Raw genomic sequence first — 21,943 nt, 5'->3', positions numbered from 1 at the left:
CAATATACAATCATAGTTCATTAACCCATACAGTACACCACAAAAGTGTTTATTCAATCAATTTACAATTATAACTAATATTCTTATTGGTCTCTGTCATCATTAGGAAAGAGCACAGTCTAAACGCTCTCAACTCATGCTATACCGCTGCTAGTTAAGACCACTCTTTTAAAGCAGTCTCAACGAAACTTAAGCGATCTTGACCAAAAAACATCTCACCGTTCACGAAGAAACTAGGCGCACCAAAAACACCTCGTGCCACAGCTTCTTCAGTGGTATCTTTCAAACGCTCCTTGACCTCAGTCTCACTAATACGAGCCATAAAATCAGTTGCATCAATGCCTGCCTTAGTCAAAACTTCAGCCACAACCTTGGGTGACTCCATGTTTAGCTTTTCAGACCATAGAGCGTTGAAAATGGCTGCTAAATAAGGCTGGAACTCAGGTTCTTCCAAGTAAGCGGTCGCACCTCTCATCAAATGCATCGTATTCAACGGGAAAAATGGATTGAAGTTAAACGGCACCTCATAAATATTTGAAAAACGCTTAAGGTCTTTGAGCATATAAGCACCTTTAGCAGGAACCGCAGCTGGTGACGCATTACCAGTGGCTTGAAAAACAGCACCAAGCAGCATAGGCCGCCAAATGATTTTAGCGTTGGTGCGCTGTGCCATACTCTCTAATTGTGTCCATGCCAAATAACTGGCTGGGCTTCCTACATCAAAGAAAAACTCTACTTTTTTACTCATCTCAAAGTACTCCTGACAAAATATATTAGAAAGTTTCTAAAAGGTCTCTAGCCATGGGCGTAGATCAAGCTCATGCGTCCAGCTATCACGCGGTTGACAATGTAATTGCCAGTACTGCTCAGCGATATGCTCTGGATTTAAGATCCCGTCTTGATCTTTAAGCGCATAACGCTCAGGAAAGTTGTCACGAATAAAGGCGGTATCAATGGCACCATCAATAATAGGATGAGCCACATGTATACCTTGTGGCCCTAACTCTCGAGCCATGCTTTGCGCCAAAGCACGTAAAGCAAATTTAGCGCCAGCAAAAGCAGAAAAACCTTTACTACCTCGTAAAGAAGCCGTCGCGCCGGTGAAAATAATCGTGCCCTTTCCACGGGGGATCATTACTTTTGCTGCCTCTCTACCTGTGAGAAATCCAGATAGCGCTGCCATCTCCCATACTTTTCGGTAGACTCTTTCTGTGGTGTCTACAATGGAAAAATGGACATTCGCACCAATATTAAATACCACAACTTCAATCGTGCCAATGTCTTGTTCAATATGGGTAAACAGCTCAACCATCTCTTGCTCTACACGCGCATCGCAACCAAATGGCTTTGCTATTCCACCAGCGGCTTCAATATCACTGACTAATGCGCTCAGCTTCTCCACATTCCTTCTGGTCACGCATAAGGTAAAACCTTCTCTTGCAAAACGTTTCGCAACAGCACTGCCAGTGGCATCGCCTGCTCCAATTACAACTGCTACGGGTGCTCTATACATGTCTATTTCCTTATAGGTTCCTTTTTAGAACTAACAAAAATGTAGCTTCCTTTTCAGAGTCTGTCAAGCTAATCTATTACTCATACATGTAGGAGGTAACATATGCGCTGGGATGAACTTGATAAACAGCCTTGCTCAGTAGCTCGCACTTTGGCAGTCATTGGTGATCGTTGGACGCTAATGATTTTACGTGACTGTTTTTTAGGTGTCAGACGTTTTGATATATTTGAGCAACGCTTAGGCATCACACGTCATGTCTTGTCTAACCGGCTTCGTAAGCTGGTTGAGTATGACGTTCTGACAAAAACACCGTATCAACAGCAACCACTGCGTGAGGAATACCGGTTGACAGAGCGTGGTTTAGATTTGCATCCAATCGTTTTGGCACTGGTTAGCTGGGGAGACAAACACATGGCTGATGAACGTGGTGCGCCGTTGCTACATAGACACAATAAGTGCGGCCAAATAATGCATCCCGTAACGGTATGTTCAGAATGCCATGAACCAATAAATGCACGGGATATTAAGATTGAAATAGGACCTGATTGGATAGGTGAGGACGAGTTTGGTATATGAAGAGAGGGTTCTGCCAAGCGGCTTTACAGTTGCTGAGAAATTGCCGTTATTTACTACTATAGTCAAAATATCCTAAAAACGCTACGGTATTGCTGATATCAATTTTTTGTAGCCTCTGTCTGCGCAGGCACAGCAAGCAAGAAAAATTGATATCAGCAGTGTGTGATGTATCGATATTACTTTTCACTCACTATATCTGTTTAACTGCTTGAGCTTTAAATTAGTTTCTGTAGGCCCTGATTTTTTTATGCATGATAAACGCCTGTTATGATGCTTAGTCTACCAAGTTCATCTCTACGGTCTTTTCAGCATAGCTCAATATCAATATCGGGGTGGCTCATTTGAATAGGCAGGTTATTCAATAAAAATCTATCAGGCTTAGCTGCCTGACTTAGAATGTTAAGTTTCCGACCATCTCAGGACAGTTCATTCTTAATGGCCTTTTTAAGAGATCTACTCAAAAATAAGTACTCTAGATTTGATTCTAGATGTTATTCTTAAGGAATGCTTTAAAACCATAACTAACTGCTTGAAAGCAAGGGATAAATAATGTTTCCGTTCTAATTAAATCAGCTTAGTATTATAAGCTTTGGTATTAGAACACTATGCGCTGTCCCCAGCAAAACTAAACTACCGCTATCGCAACAACCCAACTCCCAACTCATCATAACTTATAAAATAGGGCTTAATGAAACATGGATACCTTAAATATCGTGTATCTCGTAGGAGCAGTATTAATTTTCGCCAGTATCATGGCAAGTACGTTATCGGCGCGTTTGGGTGTTCCACTTTTGCTATTGTTTTTAGTCGTCGGGATGCTTGCAGGTGAAGAAGGTATCTTGGGTATTGAATTTTCTCAGTATGCGATCGCCAATTTTGTCGGACAAGCAGCCTTAGCCTGTATTTTGTTAGATGGCGGGTTGCGCACCTCTGTTAAATCATTCCGAGTTGGACTAAAACCCGCAATTACGCTAGCTACTTGGGGCGTACTTGCGACAGTCATGATACTGGGTGTATTCGTCACATGGCTGCTTGATGTCGATTGGCGCTTTGGGCTATTACTAGCGGCAATCGTTGGTTCTACTGATGCGGCAGCGGTGTTTTCACTGCTGCGTAATGGCGGTGTTAAGCTTAACGACCGCGTCCAAGCAACTTTGGAGCTTGAGTCTGGCGCCAACGACCCGTTAGCGATTCTGTTAGTAACTGGGTTGATTGCTTTAAATGTCGACCCCGCTGGGCAGACAGCGCTAGGCTTTTTAGGGCTGCTATTACAGCAGCTTAGCTTTGGTCTAGGAATGGGCTTGTTCTTCGGGTACTTCCTCTCTCGGTTATTACCCAAGATACATTTGGCAGAAGGCATGTATGCCATCTTGATATTATCGGCTGGCTTAGCAGTGTTTGCTGCCACCAATCTACTTGGCGGCAGTGGCTTTTTAGCGGTCTTTATCGCTGGTATTTTGATTGGCAACCATAAGGTACGCTCAACTGAGCATGTCATGCGCGTGATGGACAGCTTTGCGTGGTTATCGCAAGCGGTGTTATTCGTCGTATTGGGTTTATTGGTCACACCATCGAACGTTCTTGAAGTTTGGCCTTATTCAGTGGCCATTGCTGCCTTTATGATTTTAGTGGCTCGTCCTATTGCAGTCTATACCAGTGTTTTACCTTTTAAGTTTAAAAACAAAGAGATCGGTTTCATCTCTTGGGTTGGTTTACGCGGTGCGGTACCCATTACCCTTGCCATGTTGCCAGTGATTGCAGGGGTAGATAATGCCTTTATGCTATTTGATATTGCTTTTGGTGTGGTAGTTTTATCATTAGTATTACAAGGAACAACCATACCGTTTATGTCCAATCTGTTTAAAGTGCGTATTCCAAACAATAAAGACCCAAAAGAAGAGCATGAGGTTTGGGTGTCAGATAGAGCAAGTATTACGCTATATGAATTTGAAGTAAAGTCAGGCGCCTTTGCAATTGGTCGTCATCCAAGGGACATCTCTACGCGCATCAGTCCTGAGGAAATCCGTGTTTTTGCCTTGGTGCGCGGTCAGCAAATTTTAGCGATTAATGAAGACACCAAGCTTAAATTTGGCGACAGCGTTTGGTATGCCATGAGCGGCAATCATGCCGGTCAGATTGCGGATGTTTTTAATGACACGACCTTAGACCGTAGAGCCATCGATGATTTTTATGGCGATTGGTTGCTATCGCCGAATGTCAAGCTTGGGGATGTGCCATTCTTCAGCGATAAGATGAAATTCGAGTCTCTGGACGATGGCTTGAACACTAAAAATGAAGGCAGCTCAAAAAATATGTGGGAACAAACGGTCGCTCAGTATGTCAAAGCAAGCTTAAAGATGGCACCCGTATCGGGTGATACGGTGGTGATTAATGAGGAGTGGTTACTGGTTATCAAGGATGTTGATGATAATGGAAGACTTAGAGCGATTGGCTTAAAACAACAAGAACCCAAGCAGCAGTAGCATAGTCTATATCGCTGTTAGACATAACATGAGCTAGTGGCTGAACGGCAAATATCTCAACCATAAGATACTTATCCAATAGAATTAAGCTGCATTATTTAACAGTTAATGTCTAGATTTAAGCGTTCTGATTTATTAACGGAATTATCATTAAAGTTTATGCCAATCTTCAATCGCTTTGTACCCAGTTTCTAGTCCTACATCATAGCTATAACGGATTTTAGCTTTATCTTTAGATAATCGACTCGCCATATTTTTCAAGTCGGGTGGGCAAACTTCTAAAAACTTCTGTGGTGATGCAGAATGTAAAAATTGCACCGCATCATTATAACGTTGGGTTCGTGTTAATAAGCTTTGGGCAAAACCATATCGTTGCTTAGAAAAATATTTAGCCAACAGCTGATCGCCTTTGCGACCTGCTTTATAGTAATTTTGAGGGCGAGTACGTATTACCATTAGCTGAGCAACACGATCTTGTTGAGCGGCCCAATGCACAGGCAAAGCATCAGCTACACCACCATCGAAATAAGGTTCGCCAAATATCTCGACCGCTTGTCGAGTTAGCACTGGTATAGAACTTGATGCTCTTAATCCATCCAAAACATTGTCTTTACAGGCTTTAATATAGTTAGCTTCACCTGAAATAGCATGTGTTAGCACCATGTAAAACTCAGCATGACTGGCAAATAATTGTGCCTGATTTAGTGGATGCTCTTGTTCTACCACATCCCACATCCACTTTAGATCCAGTAAGTCCCCGCCTTTAAGGAAACGTCCATAATGGATAAATTCAGGTCGAAGTGAATGATCTAAGTAAATCTGCAGGGTGCGACCTCGTTGTGCAGCTAAATAGTTAGCAACGTTCGTTGAGCCTGAGGACACCCCCACACAAAGATCAAAAGGATTAAATTGTTGTTGTAAAAATGCGTCTAAGACACCACTGGTAAATGCGCCACGCATTCCACCACCTTCAACTACTAGTGCTTGTCGATGTTGTTTAAGCATTGAAAACCTCGAATTTTTGTGAATACCACCTTTTTAACTCAACCATTACATAGAGTAATTAAGTGAAGCGCCTCGAGTATATCGGAGGCTGATACTTTTCCAAAAAATCATCTTAAACTACCTAGCTCCAAATTTCACTCATTCAAGTAAAGCTCAGCCATCCCGTCGAGCCTAGCCTTCACCTCTTTCCAGTTCGGCATTACTTGAGTTAGTAAGCGCCAAAAATGCTCGATAACAATATGAATATTATGGGTACTGAGAAGATATGTTTAACAGTGTATATGTATAAGTCATTTAATCATGCTTAGGCGGTACGGAATAGGTACCAACAACATGTGCGACCAAGTCACTAGAGCCCTCTGAATATAAAGAAACTTCGCCTACGATAAGCGTGCGACCTACTTTTAGCAAGCTACACTCAGCAATAATACGTGCTTCTGCTGAGGGTTTACGCAAAAAATTAATGGTCAGGCTTGTCGTCACTGTCAACGGTACAATTCCAATCTTGCCAAGTATAGCTACATAGAGTGCGACATCAGCAATACTCATCAATACAGGACCTGAGACAGTGCCACCAGGACGTAATTCGTCTATACCGATATCATGTGATAAGGTCGAACCACTATTACTTACTGCTTCAACAATACATTTGGTTTGAGGAAACTCTAACGCTAAAAAGGCAGCTATTTCTTCTTTGGTTGCAGACATACATACTCCTAGAGTCTAATTATTCTTATGACCTAACCGACTTTCTCATCAAAGGTTAGTGGTCTGTTACTATCGTCGAACGTAGGGAGTGGATCTTTATTTAAATGAGTTAAAAATATTTTCTAACTTATAGGATAGCATTACTGAAAAGCAAGACAAATAGGAAGCTTCATTACCATCCTAACCATTTATCTCAAAATCTCACGACAATCATCGTCCTCTGATTCTTACCTGCGCTCAGATTTTTCAATCATCTATATCTAAAGTCATCTTTGCAAGGCATCGATCTATCTGATTAACATAAAAGTTGGCAGTATGATTTATACCAGCATCTATCCCAATACTACTCTAATAATTGATCACTCGCTGACAGCTTGCTGCAAAAAAATTGTCACTGCACTGGTAGCAGAATGCTTCACCATCATAATATTGATAATAAGTGAAAAAATTATCTTACGAGTATACAATGAGAATCATGCAGACATCTTGGTTAAGAAACCATTGAAGCTGTTTGGCGTGACTATGACAATACTATATAGTTTAAACTATATGAGTGAAAAATGAGCCTAACTTACTAGAAACAGTTTTCTAGTGATAGTATGTACTTGAAACCAGATTATGGCTTAGAAATATTTAGTTACATTTTACTAAACAATAAATCCCATTATTCACCTTGCATCCAATACTTAAAAGGTGTTGGTCTAATAGTTGGTCTATTAGTTGGTCTATTACTATGCATTAAAATAATAAACCTATATTTATCAAACGCTTATTTAAATCGTTTGACTTCCTCCTTCACCGCCAATCTTATACTGTTTAATCAAAGCCTTCAGTTTTCCTGTCTTGTCCTACCCTATCCTAAATACCCACTAAAAACTTAAGGTTAATGCTTTTTATCTACGTTTTTAATGTGAGTCTAAAAAATCTATTTATTCAATATTTTTACCATAAGTTATTGAGTTAATACACTAATCTGTAGATCATAATTACCTGCAAATCCTACATTGTCACTGTCAGGGGTTATGGTTACTTTAGTACCAACACCAAACCAGCAGTCACGATATCCTTGGGATACATTAGTGAAAAACTGGCCAGAAGTAGGATTTGTATAGTATAAATCGATATTTGCAGTTAAATCTTTCGTTTGGTCTACAGTTGATTTTAACTTTGCACCAGTAATCTTAACGATACTAGTATTCGAAGTAGTATCTGACGCAACAGATGCGGATGAATTATTCAGCTGAAAGGTATTCGGGTTGTTTCTTAGAAAAGTCCTTATTGTTTGGTATTCGCCAGTACAACTGTCATTTTGATCTGTTGAGCGGATATAAAAATTGAACAAACTTGGCGACGAAAATTGCCCATTTGTATTTGGAAAGTTTGCAGATAATTGTTTTAAAGCTAAATTAGCAATATTAAAACCAGTAAGGTTAATACTATTGCCTAATGGAAAGCTTTGAATTTTATTACCCATTGGAATAGCATGGCTACCTTTATCAAGTAGCTGAGATTCAGTGGGTGCAAATCTTAAAGAGGCATCTGGAAAACCCTGTTTACAGAAGTATATTCGGTTTCCACCTGCTGAACCGACAAAGTTAGCAGCGCTTGTAATATTGATACCAGCTGTATCAGGGCATTCTGCTAATGCTGTTTGTGCAATTAAGCCAACCAGTGCTGTTAGACCAATTTTTAACAAAAACTTATGATGATAAGTAGTTGAAGATATTTTAAACATAATAACCTCTGGTTCAACATTATATTATTTCAAAACAACGAAATATTCGATGGTAAGACTAAAGACGAGATTTACTGTGATGCTATACTTTACAATGGCTGTAAAATCATTCGCATTACAAAGTCATTAGTAATGTCTACAGACTGATCGGTGTAACCTTTAACCTTCAGACTATAAGTGTTCGGACTCAGACCAAATGCTTGGAAATATCCATAACTACCAGTTGTCACACTTTGTATAAGAGTGTCGCCTTGATAAATATCAATCACAACCCCTTCTTTAGCATCCGCAAGCTTGCCCGATACCCCATAAGTTTTTTTCAGCTGTATAGGGACTGAGGTAGGTGCGTAGTTGCTGACACGGACGCGCGGAGTCTGTAGCTCACCTGTACTATACTCTAAGGGTAAGTTTTCTGAATCCATCGTCAGTGTATAGTCACCCGCTTTGATATTACTGATTAAATACTGGCTATGCGTTGCCTGCGTCCCGAGTAAACTGGCTTCTACTTGTTGCTTGTCTAGCTCAAAACGCATATTTTCATAATCTATGGGGGTATCGGCATGATGCTCGATATCTACTATGACACTACCCTCGCGCTGACGTGGATAATTGCCAACTTGTAGTCTTTGTTTGGGTGGTTTGAACATATCAAAAGACAACCTAGCATATAGATAGCTATTCTGTGTCCAAGCAGGCAATGAGCCGTCTTCTATCAATGCGTTTCCAATCAATAAATCGTCATAACGGCTACTGGGTATCGCGTCTACATAACGATGCTTGTAGCCCAGACTAAAATTGACCCCTTTACGATTGGTCAATTGCCAGTCAGCTAGCCAGCCAACATGATTATCATATAAGCTATAACCGATACTTATTAGGCTGTCTGCTGAATCGTAGCCCGTTAACTGATTATCTGAATGATGGTTGAATATGCTACTGGTATCAAATCGATAGCTCATATCACCTTGATACAATAACTTATTACTGTCGTTCAAACGGCTAACCGACTGCCCCAAACTGGTACTGTTATTCAACTGATGCTGTAGCGAAAGCGTATCACTGTCATTGTCGCCAGAAAGTCCTATTGTATTGCGTGTTACCGTATTATTTATAAGACTTCTATAGGTATCTTGCCACGAAAAACGATAGCCATAACGATCATCCTTGCTACTCCAGTTAGCACCAGCATTTAACGCATCATTAAATCGATGATTGATACTTGCATAAGCGTAATAATCATCCGCATCAGTCGTCTGGATAGACATATCGTCATAATACTGGTTAAGACTAATATTGGTTCTATCACTCGGGCTATAGTTGAGTAGTAGTTGATGACGTTGGTCATGCAACTGTACAGCTTCATCGGTATCTTGCGAGGATACATTTAGCCCAATGCCATCATATTGTCGGGCTTGATACTGGTAGTTCGCCCACAGTTTTTTGCGTTGATACTGTAGTTGAGCCTGCCACAACTCTTGGGTAGGCGTATTAGCATAGCTGATGTCAGCGTTACTATAAGGCGATAGACTATAATTAGCACCAGCATGCCAAGATACTGAGTCGTTATCTTCGGGTAAGTTTTGGATATTGGTATTGACACCGCCGCGTACGGCTAAGCTATTATTGACACCATACTCAGCATATAGATGGGCCGCAGTATTACTCTCATCGTTGTTTCTTGTATCATTATTAATGAGATTACCACTACGACCGAGACCCAATTCTATTATCAGCTCATCAGTCGCCGCATTGGTGCGCCGTTTACCCAGTATAATGGGGCGTATCTCAAGTGGTTGACGAGCTAATGGATAAGCATAGATTGCCACCTCAACCAGTGTCTCTGTCAATGATAGCTGACTGACATCGAGGTTTAAAAACTCGTAGCGTCCATCCAGTCCAATTTGAACCCGAGCAATAGGCTGACCACTGATACGCAGCTCTGCCACGCCTCCAGCCTCACCTATACCTGTTAAATGCTGATAGTCTTGACTGGTATTTTGTAATAGGCTGCGACTGTCATCGTCAAAATAAGACAGATGCCGTGCGATATTACGATTACTATAAGCGACCAATGCACCGGTAAACTCAGAGCCTGAGGTCTGTGCACCTTGACCTAACGAGTTTGGTTGGTTAATACCAAGGCGTGTGGCTATATGTTCACCTGATTTTGCCCAGTATAAGTTATCTATCTCCCAGTCATCCCAGTCTGAAGGCAAATAGGTGAATCCATTTAAAGCATTTTTTGCAAAGCTATCATCATCCGATAACCGGCCTTTCTTATTGTTTTTAAGGTCGTTAGAGCTATTAAAGTCATAACCAACGGCATTGATACCCCATACACCACCTAAAGCATAACCATAAGCACCAATATCCGCATACATCTGGCGGCTAGTAGACGACTCGCCGTTTTGATCGCTATTGCTTTCGCTGGCACTTAAACTACTGTTAAATGACAGTCCCAGTAATCCTGCACGACTAGGGTGGTAATCAATAGGTGGTTTTTGAGCAACATTATTATCCGATGCACCATCAGTGATTTGTGATGGACGCCATCCCATATTAAGCATAATGGCTAAGTCTGGCTGACTATAATCTGCAGTAATACCTAGTTTTTTTAGAGTGTTAAGCGACAGGTAGGTTTGCCCTTGATAAGAAAGCACTTGGTTGGCAGCAAGCGTCGCATCGCCAATAGGAGTACTAATCTCATAACCGCCAATATTATTAATCGTATTAACACTGTCAGTATTGCTTAGAGGCGCAGGTGAAAACTTGACCTTCGTCAAGCGACTTAAATCATCGATAGATAGAAAATAGTGATCGTTCTTATTAGTAAGTTCAGTATCCGCGCGTGAGTCATATAACACATCTAGACTATCAAGCTCCTGCCCATTAATAACCACGCCAACCAAAGTAGGAAGTAACGATTGCTTATGCTCAGCAGGTAATGCTGAGGGTACAATTTTGGCGTTGATGACAGGAACTTCAGCGAATGATAATGAAGGGTAACTACCCACACAGGGTAAAGTTGCCAAAATCATCATACGTAAATGTGAGTATTTTTTAATCATAAACGCAGCACAGAATCCATGTTGTTGGCATAGCAGGTCGTATCGATATGGCTTAGATGATACTTACTGAACATTAAGATACACAGGTAGCGCATAACGAGAACCAAGCTCAAGGGTGACGCCTTTTCCATCGACACTATAAGTAAGAGGTTTATCAACTTGTTGTTCGATTGACAACATAGCGCTGTGCATACCTTTTCCAAACTCTCTGGGTAAACGCATGGACATACGTACTGTCTGATAACCGCCTGGCGCGATAGTAAACTGTGTAGGATTGATCAAAGTCCACGGCTTTAACGTACTCTCGCTAGGGGCTATAGGCGCGCCCGACTCATCTACATCTATTAAGCTTAGGCTGATTTTTTTGGGCTTACTGCCATAATTATATAAAGTTAAGGACTGATTAAGCTTCGCTAGGTTTTTACTCTGCGTTAATGATACTGTCTCTTTGATCTGAGCAGGTGATATACCTAACTGTGCTGGTGGTAGCTCCTTTTGACGATCATTACTGACAACCATACTGGCTTGACCGGTTTTATCTACGGAGTTATGGACAATCAATTCGGCTTGAACAGACTGCGTACCCGCCAAGGCAACACATAAGAAAGCCGTCACTGATAAAATTGATAATCCTTTACATGACTGCTGCTTTGGATAGGGAGATGTCATTATCCTTTTACCTCAATATAAATTAAAATACAAGCGATGAGCATTATGATCGAAAAACCAATAATAAGTGTATAAAGTTGGATTAAAAGCAGACTGTTGATAACAAAATACCAGCAATCTCAGCTGGTATTTTTTATTGTCTTGAATGAACCTAATACTAAATGTTTTAACACTAACAGTAAATTATTTACCAGTTAAAGTTAGTTTAAAAGTATCTTTGAGATTATCTGCAGGTAAATTTCCTGCTATACCAGCCACGCCACGTGTATTATATTCACCAGAACTATTAGCTGTAGTTAAGTCTAAATTGAAATTAATGTCGCCTAATACTGGCGCCCAACCTGAAGCGATTGTCAAAGTTGCACCAGTACCAGTAACCTTTGTGTTTGTAGAAGCTAAAGCCGCATCTTTAGTAGTAAGAAAAGAGTTTTGATCAGCAACACTTAATAACTTAGAATTAGTATTGTCTAATGTAAGAGTAACGCCCTTATTAGTAGATAGGTTACGTACCGCCCATGCATCTTTTAACGTAACTGCTACTGAGGTAGTAAGTGCATCTGCGGTCGTAGCAACAGCAGGACCAATTGAAACAGCAGTAGATCCAAGTGCTGCAGTTCCCGTTCGCGTTGCATTATCATTGACTACGCGACCAGCATCTGACAAATTCAATACAACATCATCCCAATGATAAAGCACCAATACTTCAGGCAACACTACTCGGAAGTCAGTAGTACCAGTAACAGCTGCTGAAGCAAATGTAGATAAAGACAAAGCTAAACCAGTTAGCGCTATTTTTCCGAAAACATTCATGATGTGAACCCTATGATTAAAACTTATTTATTTTGATTTCTACCAACGATACTATTAGATATTAAGAATCTCAAATAACAGAGCATCTAGTGGCATAAACGATAGTAATATTTATAGAAGGCGTGCTTCTTATTACTCAATAAATACAGTCTATTACATTAAATACACCAAATCAAAAGCTAACAGATGAGCGGTTTATTTATGGTTATGAACGGTAGTCTCAATATGAATGTTCGAAAAAATAGCTACAAAAAAGACATACAAGTGTATTTGAGATTAAAACTAATTTAACTGCGGTCTGTATTCCTTCTACTCAAACATGGTATGAATTTTATGGAAAGTTATTGTCATATTTTTTTGATTATAATTTATGGCTAGCTTCATAAAGCGATGCCAAAAACATCTCTATCTTTAAATCATTAAAATATCTCTCCAATATATAATCGATTTTAGCTTTTATAATTCTTCTTTTAAACACTCGGCAATTGAGGCAACCAAAACACCAATGCCAATAGTGTAGCTAATAACACCGGCGGCGTTATCAGCAGACCGACCTTCATATATTGTCCCCAGCTGATTTTATAGTCTTTTTCTGCCAATACATGTAACCACAATAACGTCGCCAAACTACCAATAGGCGTGAATTTTGGTCCTAAATCATTACCAATGACATTGGCATAAATCATCAACTCTCGAGTAGCAGTGGGCACTTGGGCGCTATCAATCGCCAGCGCGCCTATCAGCGTCGACGGCATATTGTTCATCACAGACGCTACGATGGCGGATAAGAATCCTGTGCCAACCGTCGCAATGAGTACGCCTTGTTGGCCTAACCAATTAAGTATTTGCGCGCCATAAGCAGTAAGTCCTGCATTGCCCAAACCATAAACCACCAAATACATACCAATTGAAAATAATACGATTTGCCACGGGGCTTTCTTAAGAATATTAGTCATAGAAAACTTGGCATCACGTCCGCCTTGCCACCAGCGTCCAGCAATCGCCATTAGTATAAGCGCCGCGGCACTCGTCACTACGGAGATAACCAGCCCGAGCGATTCAGTCGCGAAATAAGCGATTAATAATAATGCCAATAGTGGAAAAGCCGCTCGAAACACCAGCGGGTCTTTGATAGCGGATTGCGGTGAGCTAAGATTTGCCGTTGAGTAGTGTTTAGGAATATGCCGCGCGTAAGCAATCCACAATACCAATAGCGTCGCTAGAACAGAGACGATATTTACCGGTACCATCACCGCCGCATAGCGACCAAAACCAATATCAAAATAATTGGCACTGACGATATTAACCAAATTAGAAGTCACTAATGGCAAGCTTGCGGTATCAGCAATAAAACCAGTGGCAATAATAAAAGCTAAAGCAGATTTGGGGGGAAAATCAAGGCGCAGTAGAATAGCAATCACAATTGGCGTCAGCAGTAAGGCCGCCCCATCATTGGCAAAGAAGGCGGAGATAAACGCTCCTAGCAGCACAATCATCGGAAATAGCAAACGCCCCCGCCCATTGCCCAGCCGAGCGACGTGTAATGCCGCCCAGCCAAAAAATCCCGCTTCATCTAAAATAAGGGAGATAATAATCAGGGCGACAAAGGTAAAGGTAGCGTCCCAAACAATATCCCAGACAATACCAACGTCAGACCAGTGCACCACACCAAATACTAAAGCAACCAAAGCGCCGCCCATCGCACTCCAACCAATGCCAAGCCCTTTCGGCTGCCAGATGACCAAGACCAAAGTTACGATAAAAATAGCGAATGCGAGCATGAAGTAACCTTAATGAGCCAATTGAAGCAATGAAATATTAATAAAGGCAATAATAAAATAACAACGTTAGAGCGATTTTTGATTGACGCGTTGTGAGACTTCCGCAGCGCTTTCAACCCGTTCTGAATAGCGATCGGTCAGATACACCGAACGACCTCGGGTAAGCCAGGTAAATTTGACCAACTCTTCGCAAACGTCAACCACACGCAGATAAAGTGGGGACATTTTCATGCGGTCATTATCGTCAAATTCCAAAAATGCTTTAGGGATAGAAGATTGATTGGGGATGGTAATCATCCGCATCCAGCGCCCAAGAATACGTAATTGATTGACGGTATTAAAACTTTGGCTGCCGCCACAGACTTGCATGATAGCGAGAGTTTTACCTTGGGTCGGACGTACGCCGCCGAGCGCCAATGGAATCCAGTCAATTTGCGCTTTCATAATACTGGTAATGCTGCCATGGCGCTCGGGACTGACCCACAGCATGCCCTCTGACCACTGTGCCAGCTCGCGTAACTCTTGCACTTTTGGGTGGTCGCTATCTGCGTCATCTGGCAGTGGCAAACCTGATGGATTAAACATGCGCACCTCGCAGCCGTACCAACGCAATAGACGGCTTGCTTCTTCAGCGGCTAATCTAGAAAATGAGCGCGCTCGCAGGGAGCCATATAACACCAATATTCTTGGCGCATGGCGTGGGTCATCTTTACCGACCAAAGACTCAATATCAATGGCTTGTATTTGATCAAAATCAACGTTGGGTAAATCGTTTTTAAGTAAATCAGCAGCGGGTAAATCAGTAGCGCCAATATTGCTATCACTTTTATTATTAAGACCGTCTACTATTAAGACTTCTGTCTTTTTATTCTGTAACATGCTTCACCACTTCCCCATTCTCTTTTGTGAAACTACTGACCGGATTTTCCAGTAATTCAAACACTCGCTCTGCCGGTCGGCACAGCACCGCGCCTTTATTGGTAACAACAATAGGACGATTGATTAAAATAGGGTGCGCTATCATGGCATCAATCAATTGCGCATCGCTCAATGTTGGATTGTCTAAGCCAATCTCGCTATAGACGTTTTCTTTACTGCGTATTAGCTCGCGCGGCGTGATGTGCATCAATGCCAACAACTCAACCAAGTACTCACGAGATGGCGGTGTTTTTAGATATTCCACCACATCTGGCGTCTCACCTGAGGCCTGCATAATGGCAAGGGTATTACGAGAAGTGCCGCATTTTGGATTATGAAAAATTATTGGCGTCATAAGGTTCTCCTTTTTACGTTAAAGGGATTGGATTTGGTATGTCTTGATATGACCAAACCGCCATGCAATTAAAACAACGTATAATTAAATAGACAAATAAGCTCTTGATTGAATAAACCCTAAACTACAGCAGCTTTACCTAAACATAATAAATTTAAAACTATGGCAAAAAAATTACTCATTATAGCGCGAGTTGGATTGGTCGTTATCGGTACCGTTATCATGGTTGATTGTGCCGTGTTAATGACGGTTGGCAAAATCAACTTTGGCACCGTGGTACCGTTTTTATTGGGCAGCGCATTTGTCGCCCATGGGATATTTTGGCATGCCATCCGCAAATTTACTAGGCAAAACCCATTTCGCAATCGTCTTTGGTACACGCTATGGCTGCTGTTTTTTATTTGGCTGATAAGCTTTGGCTTATTTGTTTTCTCATTGCAGCAGCAAATTAAAAGGAGCTCGCAGCCTGTATCAGAGGTCGCGGCGATTATTGTATTAGGGTCAGGTACTATCGCCGGTAAGCCAACACCAACGCTTGCTCAGCGTTTAGATACGGCGGCCCCGCTGATTAAAGCACAACCCGAGGCATTGGCGCTGACCAGTGGCGGCATTGGTATGGGGCAGACGTATAGCGAAGCCAGTATTATGGCGCGCTATTTACATGAGAAGCATGGCATTGCTCTTGAGCACATTTTGCAAGAAGGTAAAAGCACCAGTACTGCCGAAAACTTAATTTACAGCCAAGTAATTTTGGCAGCAAAAGAAGTGCCTATCACGGCGCCTATTGCCATTGTGACCAGTGATTTTCATACCATTCGCGCGGCTGCCATTGCCAAGCATCAAGGCTACCAGCGACCTATTTTGCTCGCCAGCCCGACGCCGCTATCGATTCGCTACAATGCGTGGTTTCGTGAGTATTTTGCCTTTGTCAGTGGTTGGCTGTTTGGTGAATATTAATGATAAAAGCCATCAATAAGGCAACTCGGCCAATAATTTAGTCCTGCAATATAACTAAGAGCAACCATAACCTTCATAAATATAATAACAACGGATTCCGCTATGCTCGTCGATATTTTATTAACCATTCACTTTATACTGCTGGTGCTAATATCGTTGCGCGTCCTTGCGCGCCATGACTTAACGGCGCCGGCGCGTTTGGCTTGGTTGGTGATTTTATTTCTCTTACCTTATTTTGGCGTCTTGGTTTATTGGATGTTTGGTGAGGTGCATTTAGGGCGCAACTTCACACGCGAACGTCAGAAAATCATCGATAAATTGCATCGTCATCGCCCAGAGGTACTTGGTAGCGATATGGCGTTATTACATGCCGTTAAGCCTGAGTACCGCGCAGCCTTTGCTTATTCAGCAAAAGCCACCGGCTTTCAGACGACAGTTGGCAATCGCGCTGAGCTAATGGCTGATGCCAATGAGACGCGCACACGTATGATTGACGACTTTGATGCGGCAACAGACCATATCCATGTGCTGTATTATATTTGGCTGGTCGATGGCATGGGTACGGCTACCGCAGAAGCCCTAATTCGGGCAGAAAAGCGCGGCGTCACCTGCCGAGCGATGGTCGATGGCATGGGCTCGCGCAAGATGGTCGGCTCAAAGTTATGGCAAGAGATGAAGGACGCGGGTGTGCAGCTCAGTGTGGCGCTACCGTTAACCAATATCATAAAGGTTATGCTCTTTAGCCGTATTGACTTGCGTAACCACCGCAAAATTACCGTGATTGACGGTAAGGTTGGCTATTTTGGTAGCCGTAACTGCGCCGACCCTGAGTTTCGCGTAAAGCCAAAATACGCTCCCTGGGTTGATATTATGCTGCGTATCGAAGGGCCCATCGTTGCGCAAAATCAGATGCTATTTGCCAGTGATTGGCTAAATGAAAACCCTAATACGCCGCTCGACAGCTTTCCGTACAGCACCGATTTGCAGCCAAATCTGCCGCCCAATGATTTTGCTGCGCAAGTTTTCTCTGATGGCCCGACCCAGCGTCACGGTAACACGCCGCAGTTTTTGGGTGCCTTAATTAGCCAAGCCCAGCATACCCTAATAATTTCTACCCCTTATTTCGTGCCCGATTATTCGCTGGTGAGTATCCTATGTGCAACCGCCTATCGCGGGGTTGAAGTGACGATGGTTTTTCCAAAGAAAAACGACTCCTTTATCGTTGCCGCCACCAGTCACAGTTATTATTGGGAATTGCTTGAGGCTGGCGTAAAAATCTACGAGTATAAGCCGGGGCTGCTACACGCCAAAACCCTGACTGTCGATGGTGAAATCAGCTTGATTGGCTCAACCAATTTGGATTTACGCAGTTTTCATTTAAATTATGAAAACAATATCGTCTTTAGTGATAACAAACTGACCGCCGATATTATGGAGCGCCAATATCAGTATATCGCTGATTCTGATGAAATAACGCTTGAAGAGGTTAACAACTGGCCGTTACCGTATCGGATTTGGAATAATATCGTCGCCACCATGGGACCGATTTTATAAGTCGACCTTTAGCCGATGCAGCCAATTGCCGCCCATTAATGAGCGGGCTTTTTTTGTAAAACATAGACAACAAACTTAGCTTCTGTTGCAAAAGGTTGTACTGCCCCCTCTGCTAGTAGCCGCTGCCTTTTTTCGCTACGGGCCCGATAGGCATAAGGGGTCATGGTCATTAAATCTGCCAATGCCTCTGCCGCTAAACTGAGCTTACTACTGACATGATGAGTCTCTAACAACTGAAAATAAGGCGCTAATTCGTCCAAAAACTTATCAGAATCATGCTCACGGACGTCATCAAATAACGCCTCACGCATCGTTGCCAAATGCCCGATATCGGGCTTGGCAATGATCAAATAGCCCTCGTCGCTTAACACTTCATTAAATGCTTCTGGCAAAATGGGACTAAAGATACTGCTAATACCATCGATACTATGCGCGCGTAGCGGCAAATGCGCCGCGCTAGTCACCAGCGGGTAAATAGCTGCTGCATAAGTCCCATCTTCCTTAGCCTCCTCAGCCCCTTGATACCAAAGACGACCTAAAGCCTTACTGGTTCTCGCCAGCTCTACAACAGCAGGTTTACTGATATCGGCAGCGATAAGCATATCCATACCTGTTTGCGCCATTGCCTGCGTGTAATAGCCCTCTCCGCAGCCAATATCCAGCCAATTAATGGGTTTATTTTTTTGCTTAAGACTGGCTTTTTTTGCCATCAATAACGCTGTCATCTTTTGGCAAATTAAGTCATTTAGTGGCTGATAATGCTCGGCATTTAAAAACCGTTTGCGCGCCTCAATGGATTGCTGACTGTCGCCCGGTGCTTTGGATTTTTTTTGTTGCACAGGCAATAGATTGACATAACCCTGCCGCGCCACATCAAATGGATGAGCGGTTTGCTTAGGGTTCAAACTGCCATTACAGCGCCACGTATCGTCGGCGGGCTGCAGAGGTGATTGACAAAGGGGACAAATAAATAAGCTCACAAGCATCTCAACGTCATCGCAATATGGCTGCCATTTTAACAAAGTTCCGGCTCAACAAGGGATAAATGCCGCAACAAAAAAGTAAGTAGCGTAGGATATAAAAAAGCCATCTTAAATTTTAAGATGGCTTTTGATTTAAAATTTTCTGATTTGAAGCTGTTTGACGAGTTAACGCAGTTTTAAGGTCATTAAGCCAAGAATCACAAGGATTATGGCAATAATCCAAAATCGTGCCACCACTTGGGTTTCTTTCCAGCCAATCTCTTCAAAGTGATGATGCAGTGGCGCCATACGAAAGACGCGCTTTTTACGCAGTTTATACGAGCCAACTTGTAGCATCACCGACAAGGCTTCGGCGACAAATAAACCGCCCATAATGGCAAAGGCAATCTCTTGACGGGTCATAACCGCAATTGTACCGAGCATCGCGCCCAATGCTAGCGCCCCAACATCACCCATAAATACTTGCGCTGGATGAGCGTTAAACCATAAAAAACCTAACCCTGCGCCAATCATCGCGCCGCAAACAATAATCACTTCTGAGTTATAAGCAATATAAGGCACATGTAAATAATCAGCAAAGCGTACGTCGCCTGAGACATAAGCCATGGCGCCTAAACCTGCCGCCACCAAGACCACCGGCAAAATCGCCAAACCATCTAAGCCATCAGTTAAGTTAACGGCGTTTGAGGCACCATTAATTACAAAATAGGTAAAGATAATAAAGCCAATTCCAAAGGGCACAGCCGAGAAAGGAATCATCCAATCTTTAAAAATCGGTAATAGCAAGTCCTGCATCTCACGCGTGGTCGCTATATCTGGCTGCAAGGTAGCAATATAATATAAAGAAATCCCGACGAATAACGCCCCCATCGACAGCCAAAAGTATTTTTTGCGGGCGATCAGGCCTTTGGGGTCTTTATACTTAATTTTAAGCCAATCATCTGCCCAGCCAACTGCGCCAAAGATAATCATCACGATGAGCAAAATCCACACATAGGGATTGTTTAATCGCGCCCACAGTAACGTCGATACGCCAATCGCGCTCAAAATTAGCACCCCGCCCATGGTTGGCGTACCGGTTTTGACCAAATGCGACTGCGGGCCATCATTACGAATCGCCTGACCGTATTTGAGCGCACGCAGGCGATTGATGACGCGACTGCCAAACACCATACTGAACGCCAGCGCAGTAATAACCGCCAACAACGCCCGTAGCGTCAACGAAGAAACCGCAGAAAACGGCGTATAATACTGACCAAGCCAGCCAAACAACCAAACTAACACCGCCTACTCCTCGACTAGCGCATTGATAAGGGTTTCCATTTCCATGGAACGTGAGCCTTTAAACAGCACCGTACAAGGCTGCGCCTGCTGTGCTTGTAAATAAGACTGCAAATAGGCCAATAAACTGTCTTTATCAGCAAAGGCATGGGCATTGATAGCAGAAATCTCTTGCGCGCCCGCCACCGTATAGGGCGCATATTGACCAACGCACAACAGCACATTGATGCCAGTGGTCGCAATGGTACGACCTAAGCTTTGGTGCTCACTGATCGCCGCCTCTCCTAGCTCGCCAATATCCCCAAGTACCATCACCTGCGTACCCGTTTGCGCCGCCAGCACTTTAGCAGCTGCGCGCACCGAATGCGGATTGGCGTTATACGTATCATCAATCAAGCGATGCATACCAAGGAGCTGACTATTCAAACGCCCTTTTGCAGGACGTGCGTTTTCAAGCCCGACGACGATATCGCTAATATCGATATTTAGCGCATGGGCACAAGCAGCAGCCGCCAACGCATTATTGACATTATGCTCGCCTGCTAACGGCAAATTAATATCATGGACTTGGCTACCAATATGCAGCTTAAACTCACTGCGCTCAGGCTCAACATCTAAATGACTGGCACTCACATCGGTATTACCAAAGCCTATAACGTTTGGGGTATGCTTTTCAGCGATACGGCGCAATTGATTGGTAAAATCATCTTTATCAGGAACTATGGCAAATTGGTTATCATGTAAGGTATGGTAAATTTCAGCTTTGGTTTGGCAAATGCCTTCGCGGCTGCCAAATTCTCCCAAATGCGCGGTACCAATATTTAAGATACATGCCACGTCAGGCTGCACAATCTCAGCAGTATAAGCAATCTCACCGATATGGTTTGCGCCCAGCTCCAAAATGGCATAGCGATGATGATCGGATAATTCGAGCAACATCATCGGCACGCCTAAGTCATTATTGAGGTTGCCACGGGTAATCAGTGTTGGTGCTAAGCGACCAAAGATACTACCGAGCATCTCTTTACAGGTGGTTTTGCCGCTTGAGCCCGTAATGGCAATGACGGTCAAATCTTTGTGCTGCTGCCGACGATAAGCCGCCAATTGACCGAGCGCCAAACGCGTATCATCGACAACCAATTGCGCAATATCAGCAGCAATCGGACGTGAAACGATAGCCGCAACCGCACCTTTTTCTATAGCAATATCAAGATAATCATGTCCGTTAAAATTATCACCGGTTAATGCTAAAAAGATATCACCCGCTTTTATAGTGCGAGTATCGGTAGCGATACGCGTACTACTAATGGGTTTGTTTGCGTCATTGTTCGACTCTACAGGTACTGCCCCAAATTGCCAATGGCCAGCGAGAGTTTTGGTTGCCGCAAGCAGATTGTCTGCTTGCCAAACATACAGCCCTTGCGACTGAATGCTGTTATCGTTGTCGGCTGTCATAATGATTACCTTATATATGATGACTACTTATCTTTGATATTTTTAAGTATAGGTTTTTTAAAACGTACAAAAAATGAATGGCAGGCGCTATT

At 42.8% G+C, this 21,943-nt stretch carries 18 protein-coding genes; 4 read left to right on the top strand and 14 right to left on the bottom strand.

The window, feature by feature from the left end; translation table 11 throughout:
- Nucleotides 1–154 precede the first annotated feature (154 nt).
- The gene (locus JMX70_RS10600) at nucleotides 155–748 is read right to left on the bottom strand and encodes a 2-hydroxychromene-2-carboxylate isomerase (RefSeq protein WP_201591974.1); all 594 of its coding nucleotides are present in this window, start codon (nucleotides 746–748) and stop codon (nucleotides 155–157) included.
- Between the two features lie 36 nt (nucleotides 749–784).
- The gene (locus JMX70_RS10595) at nucleotides 785–1,513 is read right to left on the bottom strand and encodes an SDR family oxidoreductase (RefSeq protein ID WP_198328177.1); all 729 of its coding nucleotides are present in this window, start codon (nucleotides 1,511–1,513) and stop codon (nucleotides 785–787) included.
- A gap of 102 nt (nucleotides 1,514–1,615) precedes the next feature.
- Between JMX70_RS10595 and JMX70_RS10590 the strand changes: the two genes are divergently transcribed.
- The gene (locus JMX70_RS10590) at nucleotides 1,616–2,089 is read left to right on the top strand and encodes a winged helix-turn-helix transcriptional regulator (RefSeq protein WP_201591971.1); all 474 of its coding nucleotides are present in this window, start codon (nucleotides 1,616–1,618) and stop codon (nucleotides 2,087–2,089) included.
- 695 nt (nucleotides 2,090–2,784) lie between these two features.
- A complete protein-coding gene (locus JMX70_RS10585) occupies nucleotides 2,785–4,572 on the top strand; it encodes a potassium/proton antiporter (protein WP_201591968.1) in 1,788 nt (595 codons plus the stop codon).
- A 150-nt stretch (nucleotides 4,573–4,722) separates the two neighbouring features.
- On the opposite strand, the gene JMX70_RS10580 is transcribed toward JMX70_RS10585, so the two are convergent.
- From JMX70_RS10580 to arsC, 9 genes are all read right to left on the bottom strand, one after another.
- Nucleotides 4,723–5,577 carry a patatin-like phospholipase family protein gene (locus JMX70_RS10580; protein WP_201591965.1) on the bottom strand — a complete coding sequence of 285 codons (855 nt, stop codon included), beginning with the start codon at nucleotides 5,575–5,577 and terminating at the stop codon, nucleotides 4,723–4,725.
- Nucleotides 5,578–5,871: 294 nt separating this feature from the next.
- On the bottom strand, nucleotides 5,872–6,285 hold the full coding sequence (locus JMX70_RS10575; protein ID WP_201591962.1) for a PaaI family thioesterase: 414 nt from the start codon (nucleotides 6,283–6,285) through the stop codon (nucleotides 5,872–5,874).
- Between the two features lie 952 nt (nucleotides 6,286–7,237).
- Nucleotides 7,238–8,020, bottom strand: a complete 783-nt coding sequence (locus JMX70_RS10570; protein ID WP_201591959.1) for a hypothetical protein — start codon at nucleotides 8,018–8,020, stop codon at nucleotides 7,238–7,240.
- Nucleotides 8,021–8,109: 89 nt separating this feature from the next.
- Nucleotides 8,110–11,088, bottom strand: a complete 2,979-nt coding sequence (locus JMX70_RS10565; RefSeq protein ID WP_201591956.1) for a hypothetical protein — start codon at nucleotides 11,086–11,088, stop codon at nucleotides 8,110–8,112.
- 63 nt (nucleotides 11,089–11,151) lie between these two features.
- Nucleotides 11,152–11,757, bottom strand: a complete 606-nt coding sequence (locus JMX70_RS10560; RefSeq protein ID WP_201591953.1) for a hypothetical protein — start codon at nucleotides 11,755–11,757, stop codon at nucleotides 11,152–11,154.
- Between the two features lie 183 nt (nucleotides 11,758–11,940).
- Nucleotides 11,941–12,567 carry a hypothetical protein gene (locus tag JMX70_RS10555; protein WP_201591950.1) on the bottom strand — a complete coding sequence of 209 codons (627 nt, stop codon included), beginning with the start codon at nucleotides 12,565–12,567 and terminating at the stop codon, nucleotides 11,941–11,943.
- A gap of 470 nt (nucleotides 12,568–13,037) precedes the next feature.
- Nucleotides 13,038–14,348: an arsenic transporter gene (locus JMX70_RS10550; protein WP_201591947.1), complete on the bottom strand. Its 1,311-nt coding sequence runs from the start codon at nucleotides 14,346–14,348 to the stop codon at nucleotides 13,038–13,040.
- Between the two features lie 66 nt (nucleotides 14,349–14,414).
- Nucleotides 14,415–15,227, bottom strand: coding sequence for an arsenical resistance protein ArsH (gene arsH / locus JMX70_RS10545; protein WP_227671247.1), 813 nt, complete (start codon nucleotides 15,225–15,227; stop codon nucleotides 14,415–14,417).
- Nucleotides 15,214–15,621, bottom strand: a complete 408-nt coding sequence (gene arsC, locus JMX70_RS10540) for an arsenate reductase (glutaredoxin) (protein ID WP_201591945.1) — start codon at nucleotides 15,619–15,621, stop codon at nucleotides 15,214–15,216. The genes arsH and arsC overlap by 14 nt, the downstream gene beginning before the upstream one ends.
- A 162-nt stretch (nucleotides 15,622–15,783) precedes the next feature.
- Between arsC and JMX70_RS10535 the strand changes: the two genes are divergently transcribed.
- Nucleotides 15,784–16,578: a YdcF family protein gene (locus tag JMX70_RS10535; RefSeq protein ID WP_201591943.1), complete on the top strand. Its 795-nt coding sequence runs from the start codon at nucleotides 15,784–15,786 to the stop codon at nucleotides 16,576–16,578.
- Between the two features lie 102 nt (nucleotides 16,579–16,680).
- A complete protein-coding gene (gene cls / locus JMX70_RS10530; RefSeq protein WP_201591941.1) occupies nucleotides 16,681–18,132 on the top strand; it encodes a cardiolipin synthase in 1,452 nt (483 codons plus the stop codon).
- A 35-nt stretch (nucleotides 18,133–18,167) separates the two neighbouring features.
- On the opposite strand, the gene JMX70_RS10525 is transcribed toward cls, so the two are convergent.
- The 3 genes from JMX70_RS10525 to JMX70_RS10515 form a co-directional block, all read right to left on the bottom strand.
- Nucleotides 18,168–19,118: a putative RNA methyltransferase gene (locus tag JMX70_RS10525; RefSeq protein ID WP_201591939.1), complete on the bottom strand. Its 951-nt coding sequence runs from the start codon at nucleotides 19,116–19,118 to the stop codon at nucleotides 18,168–18,170.
- Between the two features lie 162 nt (nucleotides 19,119–19,280).
- A complete protein-coding gene (mraY, locus tag JMX70_RS10520) occupies nucleotides 19,281–20,399 on the bottom strand; it encodes a phospho-N-acetylmuramoyl-pentapeptide-transferase (protein WP_191690664.1) in 1,119 nt (372 codons plus the stop codon).
- A 3-nt stretch (nucleotides 20,400–20,402) separates the two neighbouring features.
- Nucleotides 20,403–21,851, bottom strand: a complete 1,449-nt coding sequence (locus JMX70_RS10515; protein ID WP_201591937.1) for a UDP-N-acetylmuramoyl-tripeptide--D-alanyl-D-alanine ligase — start codon at nucleotides 21,849–21,851, stop codon at nucleotides 20,403–20,405.
- Between the last annotated feature and the right edge of the window lie 92 nt (nucleotides 21,852–21,943).

The organism is Psychrobacter pulmonis, assembly GCF_904846465.1.
GTDB lineage: Bacteria > Pseudomonadota > Gammaproteobacteria > Pseudomonadales > Moraxellaceae > Psychrobacter > Psychrobacter faecalis.
This window is presented reverse-complemented; position numbering and strand designations above follow the sequence as displayed.

Bases quoted from the DNA above. Each gene is read 5' to 3' on its own strand.
- JMX70_RS10600 (WP_201591974.1), bottom strand. From the start codon at position 748: ATGAGTAAAAAAGTAGAGTTTTTCTTTGATGTAGGAAGCCCAGCCAGT.
- JMX70_RS10595 (WP_198328177.1), bottom strand. From the start codon at position 1,513: ATGTATAGAGCACCCGTAGCAGTTGTAATTGGAGCAGGCGATGCCACT.
- JMX70_RS10590 (WP_201591971.1), top strand. From the start codon at position 1,616: ATGCGCTGGGATGAACTTGATAAACAGCCTTGCTCAGTAGCTCGCACT.
- JMX70_RS10585 (WP_201591968.1), top strand. From the start codon at position 2,785: ATGGATACCTTAAATATCGTGTATCTCGTAGGAGCAGTATTAATTTTC.
- JMX70_RS10580 (WP_201591965.1), bottom strand. From the start codon at position 5,577: ATGCTTAAACAACATCGACAAGCACTAGTAGTTGAAGGTGGTGGAATG.
- JMX70_RS10575 (WP_201591962.1), bottom strand. From the start codon at position 6,285: ATGTCTGCAACCAAAGAAGAAATAGCTGCCTTTTTAGCGTTAGAGTTT.
- JMX70_RS10570 (WP_201591959.1), bottom strand. From the start codon at position 8,020: ATGTTTAAAATATCTTCAACTACTTATCATCATAAGTTTTTGTTAAAA.
- JMX70_RS10565 (WP_201591956.1), bottom strand. From the start codon at position 11,088: ATGATTAAAAAATACTCACATTTACGTATGATGATTTTGGCAACTTTA.
- JMX70_RS10560 (WP_201591953.1), bottom strand. From the start codon at position 11,757: ATGACATCTCCCTATCCAAAGCAGCAGTCATGTAAAGGATTATCAATT.
- JMX70_RS10555 (WP_201591950.1), bottom strand. From the start codon at position 12,567: ATGAATGTTTTCGGAAAAATAGCGCTAACTGGTTTAGCTTTGTCTTTA.
- JMX70_RS10550 (WP_201591947.1), bottom strand. From the start codon at position 14,348: ATGCTCGCATTCGCTATTTTTATCGTAACTTTGGTCTTGGTCATCTGG.
- arsH (WP_227671247.1), bottom strand. From the start codon at position 15,227: ATGTTACAGAATAAAAAGACAGAAGTCTTAATAGTAGACGGTCTTAAT.
- arsC (WP_201591945.1), bottom strand. From the start codon at position 15,621: ATGACGCCAATAATTTTTCATAATCCAAAATGCGGCACTTCTCGTAAT.
- JMX70_RS10535 (WP_201591943.1), top strand. From the start codon at position 15,784: ATGGCAAAAAAATTACTCATTATAGCGCGAGTTGGATTGGTCGTTATC.
- cls (WP_201591941.1), top strand. From the start codon at position 16,681: ATGCTCGTCGATATTTTATTAACCATTCACTTTATACTGCTGGTGCTA.
- JMX70_RS10525 (WP_201591939.1), bottom strand. From the start codon at position 19,118: ATGCTTGTGAGCTTATTTATTTGTCCCCTTTGTCAATCACCTCTGCAG.
- JMX70_RS10515 (WP_201591937.1), bottom strand. From the start codon at position 21,851: ATGACAGCCGACAACGATAACAGCATTCAGTCGCAAGGGCTGTATGTT.